An 18,341-nucleotide genomic window follows, 5' to 3' on the forward strand; every position below is an offset into this window, starting at 1 on the left:
CTACCCTTTCATCGTCGTCACGTCGTCAATCTTGAGGGTGGGCTTGTTCCTCACGAGGGCGACCAGAATGCCGAGGGCGACGGCAACTTCCGCCGCGGTGATGGCGATGACGAAGATCGCGAAGATCTGCCCGCGAAAGTCACCGTAGTACCGTCCAAAGGCGATGAAATTGATGTTGACCGAGTTGAGCATAAGCTCCAGCGACATCAGCACGACCAGAATGTTGCGCCTCAGCAGCACACCCGCGGCTCCGATCACGAAGAGGATCACGGCGAGGCAAATGTACCACCAGAGCGGAACCATCACCCGGTCTCCTTCCGGGCGAGCACGATGGCACCAACGAGTGCCGCCAGAAGGATGATCGAAGCGACTTCGAACGGCAGGAGATAATCGGCGAAAAGTACCGTGCTCAGCTGCCTCACCTGGTCACCGCCGCGCGACGCGACGGGCTCAACCGCCGAAAAGCGGCCGCTCCAGAGCACAAGCGCAAGCATCTCGACCCCAAGCAGGACGAGGAGGGTCAGTGCTGGCAGATTTCGCCCCGGCACAAACCGCTGCAGTACCGCTTCGCGCACGTCGATCATCATGATCACGAACAGGAAGAGGACCATGATGGCGCCGACATAGACGAAGATCTGCACGACTGCGAGGAGCGGCGCTTCAAGCAGGACAAAGATTGCCGAGATTTGCAGGAAACACGCCATCAGCGCCAATGCGCTATGAACAGGGTTCCGAGCCAGGACGACCGTAAGGGCGGTAACCACGGCCCCCGCAGCAAACAGAAGGAAGAACCCCTGGCCCATGACGCAGCCTCTCCCGCGCGAACTATTCCGCGGCGCTTGATGGCCGGATTTCAGAGAGCGCCGCAGTTTCAGTTGCGTTTATAAATTGTGCCCCAAGGAACGGTTTTTCACAAGAATATTGTCTGCAACTTAGTTGAATGAGGCTTGATAGGTCGTCAATGCGATCCTCTTGGCGAGCGGCATGCTTGCCCAAACAACATCAATTGCTAATATGCAATATCGGGTGGCAGCCATTTGAAGCAAATACCCCAGTCCGCCGGTTGCGGGGAATATTCAAGCGATATCAAACGTTCGATTCTGTGACGGCCTTGGGGAGAGGCGAGCACGATGCGAATGTGGTTTTCATGGTTATCCTTGCTCGCACTCACTCTGATCGCGTCCACTGATGCGTTTGCAGCCGAAAGCGGTCGACGCCTGGCGCTCGTCATTGGAAACTCGACATACGAAGCCGCCGGTTCGCTTCCAAACGCGTCTCGCGACGCGCGCGCGTTCGGAGCGTTCCTCTCCACCCAAGGATTTGATGCTGACATCGTTATCGACGCGAACCGCAGCCAGTTGGCCGAAGCGGTCTCGCGCTTTTCGCGCAAGATAGCTGCCAACGACGTCGCACTTTTTTACTATGCCGGACACGGCATGCAGCTTCGCGGCGAAAACTACCTGGTCGCCACCAACGCCAAGCTTGCCAACGAATTTGATGTTCATGCCGAGACCCTCGCACTTGCCGATGTGGTGCGCGCGATCGAGACGAAGGCAAAGATCGCGCTCATCTTTCTGGATGCCTGCCGCAACAATCCGCTTGCCAACCGGCTCAACGAAGAAATCGAAGGTGCAACCCGAAGCCTTGCGACGCGGGGACTGGCGCCGATTGAGACGGAAAGTGCCGGCACCATGGTCGCCTTTGCAGCGGCACCCGGACAAGTCGCGTCTGACGGACGCGGCGAGAATTCGCCATTCACTCAGGCGCTCGTCAGCCACCTGGCCAGCCCAGGCCTTGAGATTGGGACAGCGTTCAAGCGGGTCATCCGCGATGTGAGAGAGGCAACCGCCGGCAAGCAATCGCCGCAGATCCTGTCTTCGCTCTCGCTCGAATTCTACTTCGGGCCCGCCTTGCAACAATCGGAGAAGGCACCCGTTGCCGCCCCGGTGACAGATCCGAAAACCGTAGCGGCCGAGGCAGACTTCCAGAAAGCTCTGCGGGTCAACACTGCGCGCATATGGACGTTCTTTCTCGCAAAGCATCGCGATGGCGAAAGCGCCGATGTCGCCCGGCAAATGCTGGCAGTGATGCAACCAGACGCGGCTTCCTCTCAGTCCTCCTCAACGCCGCAGGAACGCGAGAACGAACTTGTCCCTGACAAAGCCAAGCGAACCGAGATCCAGCTGGCCCTTGCCGCAAAGGGCTATGATACGGGAAGCGCCGACGGAGTGTTCGGTGCGCAGACCCGAAGGGCCATAACCGACTACCAGAAATCCGCTGGACTTACGGAAACAGGCTATTTTGGTGAATCGACCGCCAAGGCGCTTGGCATCAGCGTGGTCAGTGCTGCCGACGGTCTTTATTCTTCGCCCAAAGCGCGGCGGTATCTACCGAAGGATTTTGTCGGCCTCGAAACCGATCAGCGCGTCTGGAGGGCCATTGACTGCGACCCGTGGCAAGACAAGGTCTACGGCTCGTTCAGGGGCCACATGTACCTGGTGATACAGGCGCAATGGGGAACGTGGAACTCGGCGAATATGGCTGCCAAGCGCTGTGGTGGCCACCTCGCCACAATCGGCTCGAAGGAGGAGAATGATTTCATAGCTTCGCTCATCAGCAAGGAAGATCGCTTTTTCTTCATCAACTTCAACGACGGGTATTCTCACAAGTTCGGCCCCTGGATCGGTTTGGTCCAAGATGAAGGCGCTCGTGAACCCAGGGGCGGCTGGCGTTGGGTCACCGGTGAGGCACTGACATTCACAAAGTGGTTGGAAGGTTCACCGAACGAAGACAATCCAGGCGATGACGTCGGCATGTACTTCGTGGGCATTGAAGGAAAGCACGACATGAGGTTGGTTCGGCTGGAGACCTGGGCCGATATGCCGTCGACGGATTCCACCCACAGCTTCGTCATCGAATTCGATTGATTGCAACGCCTCGCACAGTCGTTCTGTGCGCTACGGCGCCGCGTGTCGCTTCAAGAGAGCGTTCAACTGTTTGGGCAACAGAGAAATTGCTTGGAAAAACGATATCTAGCCTCTTGGTCGCGCTTGCTGTTAGCAGGGGCGCTCCAGACGATACATCATGCGATTTTACACGGCTGCGATCTCCGTCGAGTGGTCGTGTCCTCCTTCACCTGCAAAGAGGCGGCTTTCGGTCAGACCATGGCCGCGCCCGTTCAAGTTGGCCAGCGAGTTGGAACAATGTTGCCTCATCGCCGAAGCGGCCGACGAAATGCATACCGATCGGCAAACCGCCGTCCGTCCAGAAAAGCGGGACCGACATTGCAGGCTGTCCGGTCACGTTAAACACCGGCGTCCAAGGCATAAAGGCGAACGTGTCTGCGGCAAGTCGTTCGGCTATCCCAAGCTTTCGAAGCAACCAACCGGCCTTGGCGCGGCCGATCGCACGGATGATCGTCTTCTCTTGAGTGGAAGGCTGGAGCGCCCCGATCGGCGGAGGTAAACGCGAAAGCACTGGCGTCATGAGCGCGTCATGGGTCTCGAAGAAGGAACTGACGCCGCGCGCTGCCAACTTGAGGTAGCGCAGAGCCTTTGCAAGATCACTTGCGGACAAAGCCTGCCCAAGCAGGCCCATGCCAATCGTGGAAGCGTCGAAATCATTGACCCTGATCGGAACACCGGCCGCCTTGGCCGCGTCCTCCGTGTCCACCTGCATTTCCGCCGCGAGCACGGTGAGAAACGATAGTGAGAATGCCTCCGCGTCGACCTGGGGCGCTGCCTCTACGATCTCGTGACCAAGCTCGGAGAGCAGCTTCGTCGCGTCAGCGAATGCGGCAAGCACCTCCGGTTCGACTTTGCCGCCGAGCATCGGCGCTGAGGAAACCGCGATACGTAGTTTTCGGGACGGCCCTCTGACGGCGTCGAGGAATGAGCCCGAGTAAGGGGGAAGATAGTGAGGCGCACCCACGTCGCCCCCCTGGACATAGTCGAGCAGAGCGGCCGAGTCGCGCACAGACCGGGTTAGTACATGCTCGATGGCAAAACCCGCCCAGGGCTCTCCGATATAGGGACCAAAAGGGGTGCGGCCGCGCGTTGGTTTCATCCCGAACACCCCACAGGCCGATGCCGGGATCCGGATCGAGCCGCCACCGTCGCCGCCAGAGGCGAGCGGCACGATGCGAGCTGCGACCGCCGCTCCTGAGCCGCCGCTGGAACCGCCCGGCGTGCGCTCGAGGTCCCATGGGTTTCGAGCGGGCCCAAAGGTTTCGGATTCTGTATAAGGGGTCAGCCCGAACTCAGGGGTGTTGGTCTTGCCGAGGATGATCAACCCCGCCTTCTTCCAGCGCTTCACGATTTCTGAATCGCCGCTGGCAGCAATCTTCGCCCAATGGCGGTTGCCATGAGACGTGGGCACGCCCTCTACCGCTGACAGCAGGTCTTTCATCAGAAATGGAACGCCCGCGAAAGGCGCACTGATATCGACATCGGACGCCGCGCTCCGGGCCTGATCGAACATGGTGAGAACAACGGCGTTTAGAGCCGGGTTGCGAGTCTCGATCCTTGCGATTGCTGTCTCTACCAGCTCAAGAGCTGACACGCCCCCGGCCTTCACCAGTTCCGCCAATCCGAAACCATCCAGATCGTCGTACTCAGCCGGCATGGACTTCCCCTCGAGTTCCGCCAGCGATTCTATTCTGAAAAGCCCGGTTCGAGAAAGCCCGGATCTCTCTCACCAACCAAGCAGTCTACCGAGCGTGCCGAAACGGCTGGCCGGGGGGCCGAGCCAGACATTCGGCTACTACAAAGGAAGAGTCGCGGTCGCGCGGGCCAGGATAGCTTCGGCCGACATCGCGATAGGTGACAGGTCTGCAAACCACAGCGCGCGCGCCATGCGCGATTGTTGTCAGGACCAGCGTGGGTCGAACCGCGAAACGCAACCAACTAAGCTGACGTGGACGATCATGGCCGACAGTGCTGTTTTCAACCAGGACAAGGGTTTTGATTTCATCACGCCCGACAACGGTGGACCGGGCGTCTTTGTCCATGTTCTCGGCGCTGGAAGGCGCGACATCACTGCGCGACGGTCAAAAGGTCAGCTATGAACTGGGGCAGGACTGCAAGAACGGGAAATCGAAGGCCGAAAACGTCAGCTCATCCTGAACTTCGCTTCACACACCTCGAGAATTCGCTTCATTGCATTTCCCTCATTTGCCCGGCCGCGCCAGCGACCGGGCAATGTCGATGATGTCGTCGCGTGACGCGGTTGGATCCTCCTCACATGAGGAGTATGGCGTCAACAGTGATCAGGGTGGCATCGTGATTTCCTCGTCTCGATCCTAGATCTGAGCCCGATTCTTTTACCGGCCCGGCATGCGAGCCTGTACAACCTCACATACGGTCGCCGCTGCAGGCGGCTGCACCACGATCCCGCTTGCGGCGGGCAAGGGCTCAGGAGAACGGCACCAACCTTGTTCCCGACTGGGAAGGCCATGAGGATCCACGGTCCGCTCACCTGGATCGTCAGGGCTGATTCGGCCCTGAGGATTGAAACGGCGTTGCAGTTGTATTGTCGGCGGTTAGGCGGATTTCAATATTGCCCCGTCGATGACGACGCCACCATTCACATACTTCCATAAGGCGACCAGCAGCTTGCGAGCGAGCGCCACGATCATCGTCTTTTTGAATCGTCCGCCATTCTGTGTGACGCGCTCCTTAAACCAGCAGGACAGGCTGGAGCCCGGCTGGTAGCGCAGCCATAACCAGGCGAGCTCGACCATCGCCGTTCGCAGCCGCGGATTGCCCGCTTTCGAGACGCCCTGCTCGCGATCGATCGCGCCACTCTGCCAAGGTGACGGCGCCAGGCCCGCGTAATGTTATTACATTTGTCAATCGGAAGGATACGTAATAACGTAACTTTCCACGCCTACTCGATGATGTGAACAGCCTCGTTGGATTCTCTTCTAAATCGAATGTTCGAGGCCAGGAGACGCGCAGTCGCGCGCAAGCGCGCCTATCAAGCCAAGGGGCACCGGCGAGACGTAGCCCAAAGTCGGTAGTTCTGCCCCTGGGCCCAGCCAGCGTAGGCCGACGTTTCGATCTCAAAGGGACGTCGGGCGGCCCTATCTCCGAGCCAAGCAACGCTACTCGAGCCGGCGCGACCCATCATGGAGGCGTCAAATGGACTTTCTTTCAATGGGTTCGCACGGCAAACTGGAAAGATTGGGAAACAGTTCTGCTCTAAGCGCCCCGAAGCAACCGCTTTGTGAAACCCGCCCTACATCAAAAGAACTCAGCCTCCTAGCTCAATTGAGCTACCAGACTTACATCGCCATAGAGTTGCGCTCCGCTGCAGAGTTGTGAGAAGCTCAACCTGCCGCGGGATGAGAAGCGTCATGGCAGACACAACCCTTTGGATCAGCAAAAGTTGCAGACACCACTTCGTACGCGCTCCAAGCTGCGCGGCACGAGCTTCATGCCGCACGTGTTAAAGCTCTGAGTGTTTCGGAATGCGCATGAGCAAGGGGACTTGCTCCCAACCAGAGACGCCTTTGATAGCGACAGACGCCTTCGATCCGACTGTTAAACTGATTTTTCGCAACGCCACGACGCAGAGACGCCCGTAGACCTCGTCCTATTTTCAGCTTGGGGCGCACAGGAGATCTCCGGGTTACTCATTCAACTTTTCGCCAAGCATAGGGAGGGTTCTCGGATGGTTCCTCGGAGTTCGATAGTGCTGCGCATGTTGTTCTGGGTGATCGTCGCCGTCGTTGTGACGTTGGCGATTGCTTCGCCTGGTAGGGCTCAGGTCGCGGGCAGCAATGTCCTCCATGTTGCTGCTCCGGAAATCAAAGACGCGGCAACGGTCGGGTACCTCGATGCATTTCGGAAAAGACTGGAAGGATCGGGAATAGGGGTTCGGGAAATTGCAGTACCCGCCGACCTTTCGCTCGATGAGGTCCTACAATTTCTTCGAAGCGGTAGCGGGCTTGACCTGGCTTTGATCCCCATAACGGCTATACCGGAAGTTCGGTCCATTCCGACTTTCACATACACGTCCTTGATCTCACAGCCTGGCCTTATCGAAAACGCCACACAGAATTTCGCGGTGCAAGATTCTGTGATTGGTGATCTTGCCGCGGCCGAGATTTCAGACATCGGTTTGACTGTCGTCGGGTTTTGGAACCGTCCACCGCAGGCGCTGTTCCTGAAACGCCCTCTGCTGTCCGCGCAGGATCTAAAGGGCGTGAAAGTCAGAATCTCGGATGAAGCAAGCGGCGCTGTGCTAAGTGAGCTTGGTGCAGATCCACTTGGGTTGGCATATGCCGAGGTGGCCGTTGCTTTGGATACCGGGGTTGTTGATGCTGTGGAAACAGCTGTGGACGGACCTATCGTTCCCCAACTGTACAAATCAATTCGTGACGGGCAAATCCTCAACAACTACAACCAAAATCAAGGTTTCATGCTGGTCAACAGCGCCAACTGGCTTGGCTACAGTGAGCTTGTACGCTCAACCATCCGAAATGCGGCCCTGGATGGGGAAAAGATCTCCCAATCAATCATCCTTGAGCAGGAAGGTATCGTCCGTAAGACGGCGGAAGAGTTCGGAGTGGGGTACGCATCGCTCAGCCCCGATGGCTGGGAAGCTATTCAAACCATCTCAAGTAACAATTGGCTGGCAAAGTCGCCAGACGAGACGCGCAAGGAAGCCTACTCCCAATTGACCCGCGTCAAGGAAGAGGTCAGCGCAAGGAGGGGCCGCGGCGGATCTTTAACGATCCCGAGGACCCAGCCACCTGTCTTGTTCGCAACCAATCGAAATGATGAGGGCACGTCTGACCTGGAAACTCGGTTTGGAGTGGAGAAGGACAACTCCAACGAGTTGAACTGCGGCCGGATCATTTATTTGCCCCAGCCGTCGAGGGAGTTTGGCGCCACGTTTGAAGGGGCCATTTCTCTGAGTAACGAAAAAATCTGGAACAAAGGCAGCGAGTGTGCAGAGCTTGTAAATAACAGTGTCGGAGACGACAAAGGCTTAGTGATCTTCTTTCACGGATATTACAACTCGTTTTCCGACGCGATACGGCGTGCAATCGGCTTCTCAGAAGATTTCGGTCTATCGCAACCAGTCTTGGTCTGGTCCTGGCCGTCGGCTGGCACGCGGGGCGCGTATGTCTTCGATCTGAACAGCGTCCAGTTCAGTGAAGAGCATGTCCGCCAGTTCGTCGATGCCTTGGAGCTGAAGGGGCAACTCAGCAACATCACGGTGGTCGCACACAGCATGGGAAGTCGGATGGCCGGCGTCTTCCTGAAACAGGTTCGCGCGAAGGGCCAAAGCATCAAGAATCTGATCTTTATCGCTGCCGACTATCCGCCATCCCTGTTTGGACAACTCGTTAGAAGCGACGGCGCTGTCGCCCCCATGAAGACACTTTATGCAAATGAACATGACAGGGCCTTGTGGTTATCTAAGAAGGTCAATGGAGAGATTCCGATCGGACTAGGGGGAAAGTATCTCCACCTTGTCCCTGGCGTCGAAACAGTCGACGTTTCCGCAGTCGCCCACGAGCGCTGGCCCGAAAAAAATCACGCGCATGGGTTCGACGTACCATTGGTCGCGCAGGATGTATCCGCACTCATGAAACAACGAATTGGGGCAGATGGCCGTCAGTTACCGGCTGCCGACATACAGGGGATTCGCTATTGGATGATCAGGGAGAAGCCTTCGCAACCTTAAGCGGGTTTCCGAAAGTTCGACGCACACGTAACAAAAGGGGGGAAAGCCTCGTCATGCAACTGCAAGGTCGCGAGCAAAGCGTCTCAGTCGCATCGGTGAACTCTACAGGATCGAAGACGACGTCCGCGGCCCGACACACGAGGAACGCCGCACCGTCCCACAGGGATAGTGCCGCACGACCGTTCCCGACGATACATTATGCGATCTTTTTGGCCCAAAAAGTGAACATCACAGCAACAAGCCGCGCGGGGCTCTCGGCCGGTGCTGGCCAGAAGCGGACGTTCGACCAACTTGGCAGCTTGGCAGCTCCGCGCCATTAGCGGTCATAGCGCTCAGCCCCAGCATCCACTGGAGACTGGAGAGGCTCCAGTTGGCGATCTCGACGAACGTCGGAAAAACGTTCTGACCACAGCCATGGAACTCTATCTGGCTTTGGGAGGAACGTTTGATCAGCTGGAGGCATGCCTCGAACAGGCGCTTCCCTTGAGCCTCGACGCGTTGATGTAGCGGTCGGCGAAATGATGCTGGGGGCTGGCGGCCGTCAGTCACATCCACGATTTTGATATTATGCAGGCCGCTCACAACACCCTGGACATAGGGTTTCAGCTAGCAACTGCGCCGACCGGCCACAAAGTCGGGCAGTCCGACGGCTTTTATGCGTGATCTCATGGTCATGGCGGGCGACCTCCAAGGCGACGTCCGCGCTTATGCCCCTGCCAGAAAGCGGTCATCGCATTGGCTTGTCGCTACGACATCTGTTCGCCAACAGCGGACTGGCACAATTCGCACGCTTGTATGCCGTAACTAGAACGTCCACAACTACTTTTGGAGTTTGACGACGAGTGCCATCAATCTTGCTAGGCACCTAGTCTTGAGGGGATCGATCCAACTGTTCGTTGAAAGCATGCCGCTCCCCATAATCCTTCGAGACGAGCGGATGCGCTTGACAGCTCGATCAGCTCCAGCAGTTTGACAGGTCACGGCGCCGTCCTGCTTCCGCTCCATCAAGTTTCGCGCCACCGCTACCCCTCGATCTGGTTAAGCATGTAATCCTCCCAAGGAGTTTGAGCCTTTACTTTGGGACTTGCATTGAAGGGGCCGCTATCGGGCGAAACACAGTCCAACTTGTGCGACAAGAATACGGCTGGATATTCATTATAGGGACCTGCAGTATTCATCACCGCTGTCCAATTCCGGTCGAAATCGCTTTGGGCAATCTGCACGATCGCAGTGGCTTGAACTGCCCTTCCTGGTTCCAAGAATAATTCGGCAGGGTCCACCCCAACTTTGGGACTTACGTCGTAAAATCGGGCGGAAAATTTGCAGTCGAGTGTGGCTGGGCCTCGGCTAGACGCCGTTATAGAGAGCGTTAGGGTTACTGTCTTGCCATCGCTCTCTCGCTCCAGTTTGTCCAAAACCATAGCCACGGAAGTAATTTCACCCGCGGCCTGCTCGATACCAAGCCTGATGTCCGGCATACTGAGAAAGAAAACGACCGTTATTGACATCAGAATGGGGGAAAACAGCCATGTTACGATTTGCTTGTAATTGGCTTTTGTTCGCATAAAATCTAAAGAAATTCTTCCGATGAAAGCCATTTGCCACGGTATTAAGGCGCTTAGTTTCAGCGAAATACCAACGTTCAAGTCGTCAATCTTAAGAAACGCTAGTGTAGTTGTTGCTCCTACCAATGCCACCGTCGGCAATATTGCCATCGCGACGTATCGATAATATCCGGCGAGTCTTCCTTGTCCATGAGAAAAGTAGATAATAGAAAGAGATACTATTGCCCCAATCGTACAAGGAAAACCAACTAAAAGCGTTGTTGACGGTTCAGCTAGTAGTATGGGGCTGAAGAAGATGGTGGCATTGAAGCCGCAAATCCAGCCCAAATAGATTGCGATGGGCGCGAGTACGTAGAATAGCCTGCCGCGAATATCATGAAGTATCGCAGAGACAATGACCGCGCCCGAGAGAAATAGGCATATGGCAATCCCAGAAATGTGGACATAGGATTCGCCACCTTGGTTGATTGGCGACAGAGTGCCGATCGGCATGGGCAACGAATTGCCGGCAATTGCGCCGCCTAGGGCGGCCACCACGCCCAATCCTAGGTCCCTCAGTAGGCTTATTGTGTGGTCGACAGGGAGCCGTGTCTTGCTATCACGGTGCTCAAATTCGGGCGACAACGGGGCGCCTTCAACCCAGGCGTTATTGGGAAACAGACGCACTCTCGCTGGGTCACCTTGGTGTTGCTCTGGAACGTGCAGCTCCGGTCGCACAGCGTCGTTTGGAAAATCGTCCGCAATTGTTAAACGCACGGCAACGCTTATGTCTTGTAATGACAACAGTTTAGGAGCGCCCGGGATCCCCTCCCTCAAACATTTGAGCAAGGCACCGGAGAACATTGTGTAGCGCCCCTCCATGGGAGCAATTGAAGCACGTGTCGCCGCCGACGAACATAGCACGGCTGTACCAGAGTCCGCGTGAGCTTCCTCCAAGCCCCTTCTTACCGACACGTTTAGATCGGATTGCAGCCGCATAACTGCTGCCGCGGCAAAGCAGCAGTCCAAGATTATAAACCTACGAAGGCCCTTGGAACTTTTTTTAACCGTGCTTGAAAAATCGACATATCTTATGCTCGTATGGCCTTCAGATCCCGCCCGGGTGTTTCTGGTTGCCAAAAAGTACGAATGGTCGTGCCTGGCGAACCCACCGTGCCCCGTATAGTAAATGATCAAGTTTCTAAAAGTGTCGGCAGAAGCAGCTTTTATCCTTGCGTCCAACCAGTCCTCGATTTCAACAAGTTGATCGGACGAGGAGTGCGCACTATCGAACAGATTGAGTATACAATGGTCATCGACGCCAAGTTGATCCCGAACGTATGTGATGAATTCGTTTGCAGATTGGGAGCACTGTGGCAAGTCATCAAGTTGTGGCGCTTTTGGACATCTGCTCACTCCCAAGATAATAGCGAGTGTTTGCGAGTTTTTGAACAATTTCCGCTCACGACTTTCTTGCTAAAGCCTCAGCTATTTTCGCCGCATCGGCACTAGCCAAGTTTCGAGCAACAATGTCTCCGTCTTTCGAAATTTCGATACTCGCGCCCGAATTTCGCACGAGAAATTCGTGTATGGCCTTTGCTGCGATGATCGCGACAGGCGTGCCTAGGACAAGTACAAGAGTTCCGCCAAAATCCTGTGTTTTGCTGTTACGCTTTTTTCTTGTAACAGCGCCCTCCGGTAAGACCGCCTCAAGCGTATTTTCCAGATCCTGGGCCAGCAAATTCGACTCGGCCTCGTCAACATCGTTGAAGGAAATTTGGAATGTTTCCATATAGCACTTCCCTCCACAGCCTCTAATCTTACATATACTTAAATATGGTTAAGGTCAATGCAATCGCCCCCACTGGTTGCTTGGGGCTGATTGCCTACACAAATCATGGCTCTCAGCCCAATTTCCGTTCGCTGAAAATTAAGCGATCAAAAAGTATGTCCAAGGTTGCATTAGGGAGATGCGAATGGACTTGGAATTCAAAGAGAAGACATACGAGAAATACTTTTATGGCGAGCTATGTCGTCAAACGCAGATTTGCTACTCGCCTGATCAATGCGACGAGCACTTTCTTGGTTTCGATGATGCATTCTTCCTGCCGAAAGAGTTTTTGGGTGGGCTGCATCGCTTCCTTCGACGGTCCAAATGGGAGCGACGCACAGGCATTAAGGTCGCGGATCTGGAACATATTGCAAAGGATCTTAGCGCCCGCATGCCTCCCTTCAGATTTAATCTGTTCGTGCAGTATAAAAGGCCACAGTACATGACGCTAAGCACCTCCAAGGAGTGGCCGTACTGGCAGACACCTTACTACCGCTACCACCTTGATCCGCACCAGCAGAAATTGCTGGAGGCGCTGGATTCTACGGCGGCCGGAGAGGCGGCGACGGTGTACGCAAGTCCGAGCTTCCGGAGGACCCAAGATCTATGGCAGCACGTCGAGGCATCGGCAGTTTGCCAATACTCGAACATCGCCAGCGCTAGGCTACTCGCGGGTCATCATCGTTACACCTATACAGCACCTGGATTTCGCGGACGTGGACATTCGGAGCCAGAAGACATCGAGAGCGTTCCCTTCTCCGAACTGCTTGGAACGACAGGCACAGGACGCAGCCTTTCCTTCGGTGAGCGCCTTTCCGAAACTGCGGTCCTGATCAAGCAGGCTGTCGAAGAGTTGGGGCTCGAGAAACGATTAGGGCAAGCGATCAGCGCAATTGCTGCTCCGGAGGTCATGGCAAGCGAGTTAGTTCGATCGCTTGTCACGATCGAAGCCTTTAAGGACGAATTCGGCATAACTACCTACATGATTGGGTAACCTGCACGTCCGCATTCTCGGACGCTAAAAGCACTCAGTCTGCTCTCGACCACAATTGAGACGTTCGTTCGCACTGACCAAGTATCCGCTCCCGACGCTCCTCGGGCGCTCAGATTACTCGACTACCGGAAGCTCGCAGCGCGGATATCGCTTATCCCTCGCCTTGAAAGGAATAGAATCGGAGATTTTCAATTCAGATTGAGCGCATACGTAGCAACATCGGTTGCAGGCGATCTCGTCCGCCCACAATTGCCGCAAGTTAGTAGTGTTTCAGCTCCACATTCCTTCACAACCGAGATCTTCCGATGTCCGTAGTCGATGACGTCAAAAAGTATGAGGATTGGCTCGCAACGCAGTGCGACGTCGTACCGGCGGGGCTCGATGAAAAGCACAAACGGATGGCACGCGATCCGTTCAAGTTCTTTCGCGCAACCTGTTTCCGTTTCGCCCGCAAGCTGTTTGAATGGCTGCCCAAATTGAATGGCGGTCCCTTGTTGATGAGCGTCGGCGACGCTCACATCGAGAACTGGGGAACATGGCGGGACGAGGAAGGACGCTTGGTCTGGGGCGTCAATGACTTCGACGAGGCCGCCATGCTTCCCTACGCCTGCGATCTCGTGCGCCTTGCAGCAAGTGCGCGCCTAGCCCCGAATTTGCCGGGCAGCAAAAAGGCCCGGGCCGAGGCTATCGTCGAAGGATATCGACGCGGCCTTGAAGCGCCCGACCCATATTTCGTCGACGACAGAGTGCCTTGGATGCAGGCGTTGGTAAACCGGCCTGCGACGAAGATCGACGCCTTTCGCACCGAGTTGAGTGAGGCGGCCGTAGTCGCGCCGCCGCCCCAGATTTCCGACTTGTTGAAAGAGCAGCTTCCAGCCGGTACTCGCGACATTGTCTTCCGAACCTGGCAGCGCGGCGGCGGTTCACTTGGGCGTCCGCGTTTCCTTGCAATCGGCACTTGGAATGGCGGAAGCGTTGTGCGTGAGGCGAAAGCGCTAGTTCCATCGGCTTGGGAGTGGGCAAATGGCAAGATCGGCCCCGTCGGACTGTTTCAGGTCGTCTCGACCGGGCGCTTTCGCTCACCCGACCCGTTCCTGAAAGTCCGTTCTGATTTCGTCGTTCGACGTATCGCGTCGGATTCACAAAAGATCGACCTCAGCGAAGAAGATGCCTGGGCCTATGGGCCAGATCTCCTCGCTGCGATGGGAGCGGATCTAGCAGCAATCCATCTTTCAGGGAAAGTAAGCGTTGGCGACATCAGGGGTGATCTCGATGGACGCAAGCCAGACTGGTTGCACGATGCCTCGAAGACTGTGGAAGATTTCGTGATGCAAGACTTCGAGAGGTGGAAGGAGTTCCAACAATCTCAGCCCGGTTAAGTCGGAAGGCGGGAACTTTACAATGTGCTTGTGGGCATTTGTCGCGGAGTAGGGAGAGGTTCGTTTCAAGGCCGTCGCGGTTTGAGGCGGCTCAGAACGTCGTCATGCTCATCGGCGAACGCGAGAAAATTCTGAAATCCGTTGCCCCAGATCGCTGAGGTTTTGTCAGGAGAGACGATCCAGTGATCCCCGACACGGACCCCGTCGAATGGTCCCTTTGCGTGGATGCGCAGTTCGTGGAACAGCAGTATTTCCTTCCGGCCGTGGCTGAACGCGGTTCCCCTAGAAAGCCCGAATCCCAGTAGTCAACGAACAATAGCGGGGCGGCCGGATTTAGCGTGCGTGCTTCCCAGCTGTTCAGATGAAGGTCAGTGAGCCCGGATCGATCACATAGATGACGTCGGCGGCCACAAATCACGTGCCAATGCTGCGTAGCAATGAGAAATCGGTCGTTGCTGCCCGCGATAACTTGTCGAGACCGGTAATCACCTTATGTCCGCATCACCCGCGTACCATCGATGCGAGAGAGATCGCTTCCATCGAACCGGGGCGTGTTTGCCTGCTTCTTCGCGGGAACGATACCAGTACAGATCGGCAATTTCGCTGCCTGCCGGCCTCGGATGTGACATGCCTAAATGCACGGACCCGTGAAGATAAAAAACGCCAGCATCGTCGGTCCGATCCCAGAATTGGGAGTTCGAATCGCTGCGGTCCGGGCGATAGATCGTTCACGAAGCCAGTGTAGAGGTCGGAAGCCCCCTTGGAGGATGAAATCATCGTATTTGGTCGTGTAAATTCGAGTAATATAGCTGTTTCTAATTTTGTCGATAAAGGCCGAAAGCGGTGCCAGGCTCAAAGGATTTATTTTCGCAAGCGGCTGAAAACTTGGCGTAGATGACCTCCGTCATCTTTCCAGAAGAGCGGACGAAAAGCATCCTATTTCGGCCTGAACGCGGAAGGGTGTAGCTGAGCTCATGAGCACAGTGGTAAATCTGCTCGAAATTGACGTTGTCGGGATGCTCCAGATAGCTGGCCAGCCGCGTCTTGATGAACTGATAAACGTGATCGCCACCGCAGCTTTTCATCCAGTCGTCGGCCATCACTTGAGATTCTATCTCGCTGGTAATCGCTGCCATTGAGGGCGCCCTATCTTCCACCGATGCCTCCGCACCGAATAACAGAACAGCTCTGCTCACCATCAAGTACCCCATTATTCTGTTTTTCGTTCTTTAGAATCATGCCATCTGCCAAAGGGTCTCCGTCATCACGGAGTTTCCAACGGTTCACCGCAAGCGGCAATCCCGCCCGAGAGTCCGCACCAAATGGCTGGTCATTCGGCTTCCACTGCGCCGCGTAGCGGGAAAAAGGCTGGCAGACGCCATACCGGGCGGATGATCGATGACAGTTCGAATTTGTCGGCTAACGGAATCAATTCTTCTGCGCCGGCTGACCCAACGGCCCGTTCTTGATAAAGGACTCGGCGACCGTGTTGCAGACGAAACCGTTCTGCAGACCGACAAGAGTAATTCCGATAAACGAACTCCCCGTAACGTTCGTCATATCAACAGCTTGTAAGAGGACGGCATAAACGACAGGCGACGCAAAGATCCCGAGCCAAAAGTCGGCGGTCCGGGTCGCACGGCGCAGCGTGGCGCCTATCCTGATCCGCTTCTTACCCTCAGCCTTGGCAACCTTCAGCTCTTGGTAGACGGCACCCAACATCACACCGACGAGGAGGATCACATACCCGTAAATCCCGAACCCGACCTGTGCAGCGAGCCGGTTGTCGCTCTCGGTATTAAGGAAAAGCGGCATCCCCAGGACGTAGGTCAAGATGTAGTAAGCCCAGAAGATAAGCCCCACAGCAGCAAGAATTTGCGCGACAACAAGTAGTTTACGATCCGACATCTTCCTCCCCCTTGAAAACGAGGATTCTATTGCCATACTTCCGGTAGTATATCCAATCGCCACTATCGTTGGCGACAACTTGTTCAAGTGCAACGAAACCTGATCGACGAATCGGCAGCAAGCTCTTGTTGACGAAATCCATTAGATAGGCGCCCTCGCGATCGAGATTGATGATAAGGCGGCCCTGACCAATCGGAAAAGAAGAGACAATCGGCAACAGTGCGTTGAGCCTATCCTCATTCACAGATGGTGAGAGATCGACGGACGCTACCGGCTTATCCGAGACAGCCTCGGCATCGAAAATGCTGATATCGCGAAAGATCGGCGCACCAAAGGCGTAATATGCCCTGCCGAATGGATCGGCGAAGATTGCCCTCGGAAGGGCACGCGCACCATGGTAGATGATGGGTTCGGGCAGATCATGCGGCTCGAGCGTCAGCTTACGTGCGGCGGATGGCTCTAAAGAAGCGGAGAGATTAGCAAAAAACACATTATTTCCATCAGTATAAGTCAGCGTGGGCAGGCCGGATGCCCCAAGGTCGAAACCTCTAATTTCGAGATCCTCGGCGGTAACCGAATTGTAGCCGGCAGCCTTGGAGGCAGCTAAGGCCAGCCCGTGAAGTGGCACCGTCCGAATGGTGCCGTCGTTGGCGATCAAGCTCACCTGCAGCCGCCCCTCTATGCAGGATGTTGCCAGAGCGTATTGTTGCGGACCTGGCGGCAGGAGAAATTGCTTGACGCAGGTGTTGTCTCCGAGTTTGCCGATTAGATCGACAACGAGTCGACTGATACCAGTTTTGTTGTCGGTCCTCTCGAGGCGACCGTTGCGGCGCAAAACAAGTGTCTCACCCGTAGCGCCCGGCCAAGCATATCGAACCGTTGCCTCACGTTGTGGCGCGGGCAGAGTTTTTCGGTACTGCTGTCCCGGCACAAGGTCACTCAACGGCGTGTCGGCGATGGGTTGTCCGTCATTGCCAACGGCGACAACCCCCTCATTGGTCAAATAGGCGTATTGAAAACTGTTCGAATACTCGATCTCTATCGGCTTCAATGAGAGCAAATAGTCGCTGGCCGCAGCGACAGCTTCGGCCAGGCGCAGTCGGTCAAGAGCTGGCTCGTCCCTTTCAGCTTCTGCATCGATCCTCAGGCGCTGCAGCAGCGACCGCATGCGACCGAAGAAGGCCGGGTGAGTTTTGGAATTAGCGAGGATCGGAAACGGATTGTCGAAGACCTCGTCTGACAGGAAATCGACTGCATAGCCAAGATGATCTGCTATGCGCTCCAATGGACCGGGTTCCTCCAAGAACGATGCGGAAATCGGCTCGGGGATACCTGCACGCTCTCTGCTCTCCGAACTTACGTACAGCTTCTTGAGAGCAGCGATGGCGAAGTCGTCCGCTTCGATCTCTCGTTCATAGCTCCGCACTTGTCCTTCCCATCCGAACCATTCGCGACCGTGCCGAAGCTGGCGGTGACCGATCTCGTGGGTCAGCACGAAAAACGCCTGGACACGCAGGGGTGACAGAACCTTCTCCGTCAGAGAATCACTTGCTTGCGCGAAGACCTTCGTATCGCCGATTTCGAAATAGGAGCTTTCGACAAAGAGAATATCCGAAGAAGACACATATGCGGCATTGCCGCGGGAAACGACGCGAGAGCCCTCCCCAGCAGCCGCATCGACAACATAGATATTGAGACGACCGGCCTGATAACGTTGATTGATGGCGAGTTCGGCGCCAGCCTTTTCAGAGGAGAGCAATGCCGAAAGGAAACGGCGAAGTGTCGCCTCTTCGTCGGCATCAAGCACGCGCAACTGCCCTTTTTCGGTGAGGGCGTTGGCGATATCGACGGTCCGATCACGCCCCGAAATGAGGACAAATCCCATGGCACCGAAAACGATCATCAAGATCATCCATCGCATGCCAGTTGACCTTGCCCCGTTGAAATAATCCATTTTGAAGTAAGCTCTGGCCCATTGAGAGGACCAG

At 55.8% G+C, this 18,341-nt stretch carries 13 protein-coding genes and 3 pseudogenes; 6 read left to right on the forward strand and 10 right to left on the reverse strand.

From position 1 onward, the window contains the following. Complete coding sequence (gene nuoK / locus ASE71_RS24320) at nucleotides 1-303, reverse strand: NADH-quinone oxidoreductase subunit NuoK (protein ID WP_060517314.1); 303 nt, start codon at nucleotides 301-303, stop codon at nucleotides 1-3. Continuing rightward, the gene (locus ASE71_RS24325; protein WP_034796791.1) at nucleotides 303-803 is read right to left on the reverse strand and encodes an NADH-quinone oxidoreductase subunit J; all 501 of its coding nucleotides are present in this window, start codon (nucleotides 801-803) and stop codon (nucleotides 303-305) included. The genes nuoK and ASE71_RS24325 overlap by 1 nt, the downstream gene beginning before the upstream one ends. 271 nt (nucleotides 804-1,074) lie before the next feature. Here ASE71_RS24325 and ASE71_RS37650 point away from each other — a divergent pair, with 271 nt between their 5' ends. Both ASE71_RS37650 and ASE71_RS24330 read left to right on the forward strand, forming a co-directional pair. Next, the gene (locus ASE71_RS37650; RefSeq protein WP_113544671.1) at nucleotides 1,075-1,176 is read left to right on the forward strand and encodes an SWIM zinc finger family protein; all 102 of its coding nucleotides are present in this window, start codon (nucleotides 1,075-1,077) and stop codon (nucleotides 1,174-1,176) included. Beyond that, nucleotides 1,131-2,927, forward strand: a complete 1,797-nt coding sequence (locus ASE71_RS24330) for a caspase family protein (protein WP_082566350.1) — start codon at nucleotides 1,131-1,133, stop codon at nucleotides 2,925-2,927. Before ASE71_RS37650 ends, ASE71_RS24330 begins: the two co-directional genes overlap by 46 nt. Before the next feature lie 205 nt (nucleotides 2,928-3,132). On the opposite strand, the gene ASE71_RS24335 is transcribed toward ASE71_RS24330, so the two are convergent. Next, entirely contained in the window at nucleotides 3,133-4,623 is a 1,491-nt protein-coding gene (locus tag ASE71_RS24335; protein WP_060517325.1) for an amidase, read from the reverse strand. Between the two features lie 301 nt (nucleotides 4,624-4,924). Here ASE71_RS24335 and ASE71_RS24340 point away from each other — a divergent pair. Then, a pseudogene (locus ASE71_RS24340) lies at nucleotides 4,925-5,123 on the forward strand (cold-shock protein). A 416-nt stretch (nucleotides 5,124-5,539) separates the two neighbouring features. Here ASE71_RS24340 and ASE71_RS24345 read toward each other — a convergent pair. Then, nucleotides 5,540-5,833, reverse strand: a pseudogene (locus ASE71_RS24345) (transposase); the annotation flags it as partial. An 869-nt stretch (nucleotides 5,834-6,702) separates the two neighbouring features. On the opposite strand from ASE71_RS24345, the gene dctP reads away from it, so the two are divergent. Further along, nucleotides 6,703-8,697, forward strand: a complete 1,995-nt coding sequence (dctP, locus tag ASE71_RS24350; protein WP_244496872.1) for a TRAP transporter substrate-binding protein DctP — start codon at nucleotides 6,703-6,705, stop codon at nucleotides 8,695-8,697. Nucleotides 8,698-9,719: 1,022 nt separating this feature from the next. On the opposite strand, the gene ASE71_RS24355 is transcribed toward dctP, so the two are convergent. From ASE71_RS24355 to ASE71_RS24360, 3 genes and pseudogenes are all read right to left on the reverse strand, one after another. Beyond that, nucleotides 9,720-10,805 carry a hypothetical protein gene (locus tag ASE71_RS24355; RefSeq protein ID WP_156400717.1) on the reverse strand — a complete coding sequence of 362 codons (1,086 nt, stop codon included), beginning with the start codon at nucleotides 10,803-10,805 and terminating at the stop codon, nucleotides 9,720-9,722. A 207-nt stretch (nucleotides 10,806-11,012) separates the two neighbouring features. Continuing rightward, a pseudogene (locus ASE71_RS37655) lies at nucleotides 11,013-11,696 on the reverse strand (caspase family protein); the annotation flags it as partial. Nucleotides 11,697-11,703: 7 nt separating this feature from the next. Then, nucleotides 11,704-12,033, reverse strand: coding sequence for a hypothetical protein (locus tag ASE71_RS24360; RefSeq protein ID WP_060517335.1), 330 nt, complete (start codon nucleotides 12,031-12,033; stop codon nucleotides 11,704-11,706). 184 nt (nucleotides 12,034-12,217) lie between these two features. Between ASE71_RS24360 and ASE71_RS24365 the strand changes: the two genes are divergently transcribed. Then, a complete protein-coding gene (locus tag ASE71_RS24365; protein WP_060517338.1) occupies nucleotides 12,218-13,066 on the forward strand; it encodes a hypothetical protein in 849 nt (282 codons plus the stop codon). 305 nt (nucleotides 13,067-13,371) lie between these two features. Beyond that, the gene (locus tag ASE71_RS24370; RefSeq protein ID WP_060517340.1) at nucleotides 13,372-14,445 is read left to right on the forward strand and encodes a DUF2252 family protein; all 1,074 of its coding nucleotides are present in this window, start codon (nucleotides 13,372-13,374) and stop codon (nucleotides 14,443-14,445) included. 815 nt (nucleotides 14,446-15,260) lie between these two features. Here ASE71_RS24370 and ASE71_RS37085 read toward each other — a convergent pair. From ASE71_RS37085 to ASE71_RS24385, 3 genes are all read right to left on the reverse strand, one after another. After that, complete coding sequence (locus ASE71_RS37085) at nucleotides 15,261-15,581, reverse strand: hypothetical protein (RefSeq protein WP_244496864.1); 321 nt, start codon at nucleotides 15,579-15,581, stop codon at nucleotides 15,261-15,263. 292 nt (nucleotides 15,582-15,873) lie between these two features. Next, the gene (locus tag ASE71_RS24380) at nucleotides 15,874-16,353 is read right to left on the reverse strand and encodes a hypothetical protein (protein ID WP_060517344.1); all 480 of its coding nucleotides are present in this window, start codon (nucleotides 16,351-16,353) and stop codon (nucleotides 15,874-15,876) included. Then, nucleotides 16,340-18,341: hypothetical protein (locus ASE71_RS24385; protein ID WP_210178864.1), on the reverse strand; the 2,002-nt coding region annotated here is incomplete at its 5' end. The genes ASE71_RS24385 and ASE71_RS24380, both read right to left, overlap by 14 nt.

This window comes from Ensifer sp. Root954 (assembly GCF_001429005.1).
Classification (GTDB): Bacteria; Pseudomonadota; Alphaproteobacteria; order Rhizobiales; family Rhizobiaceae; genus Ensifer; species Ensifer adhaerens.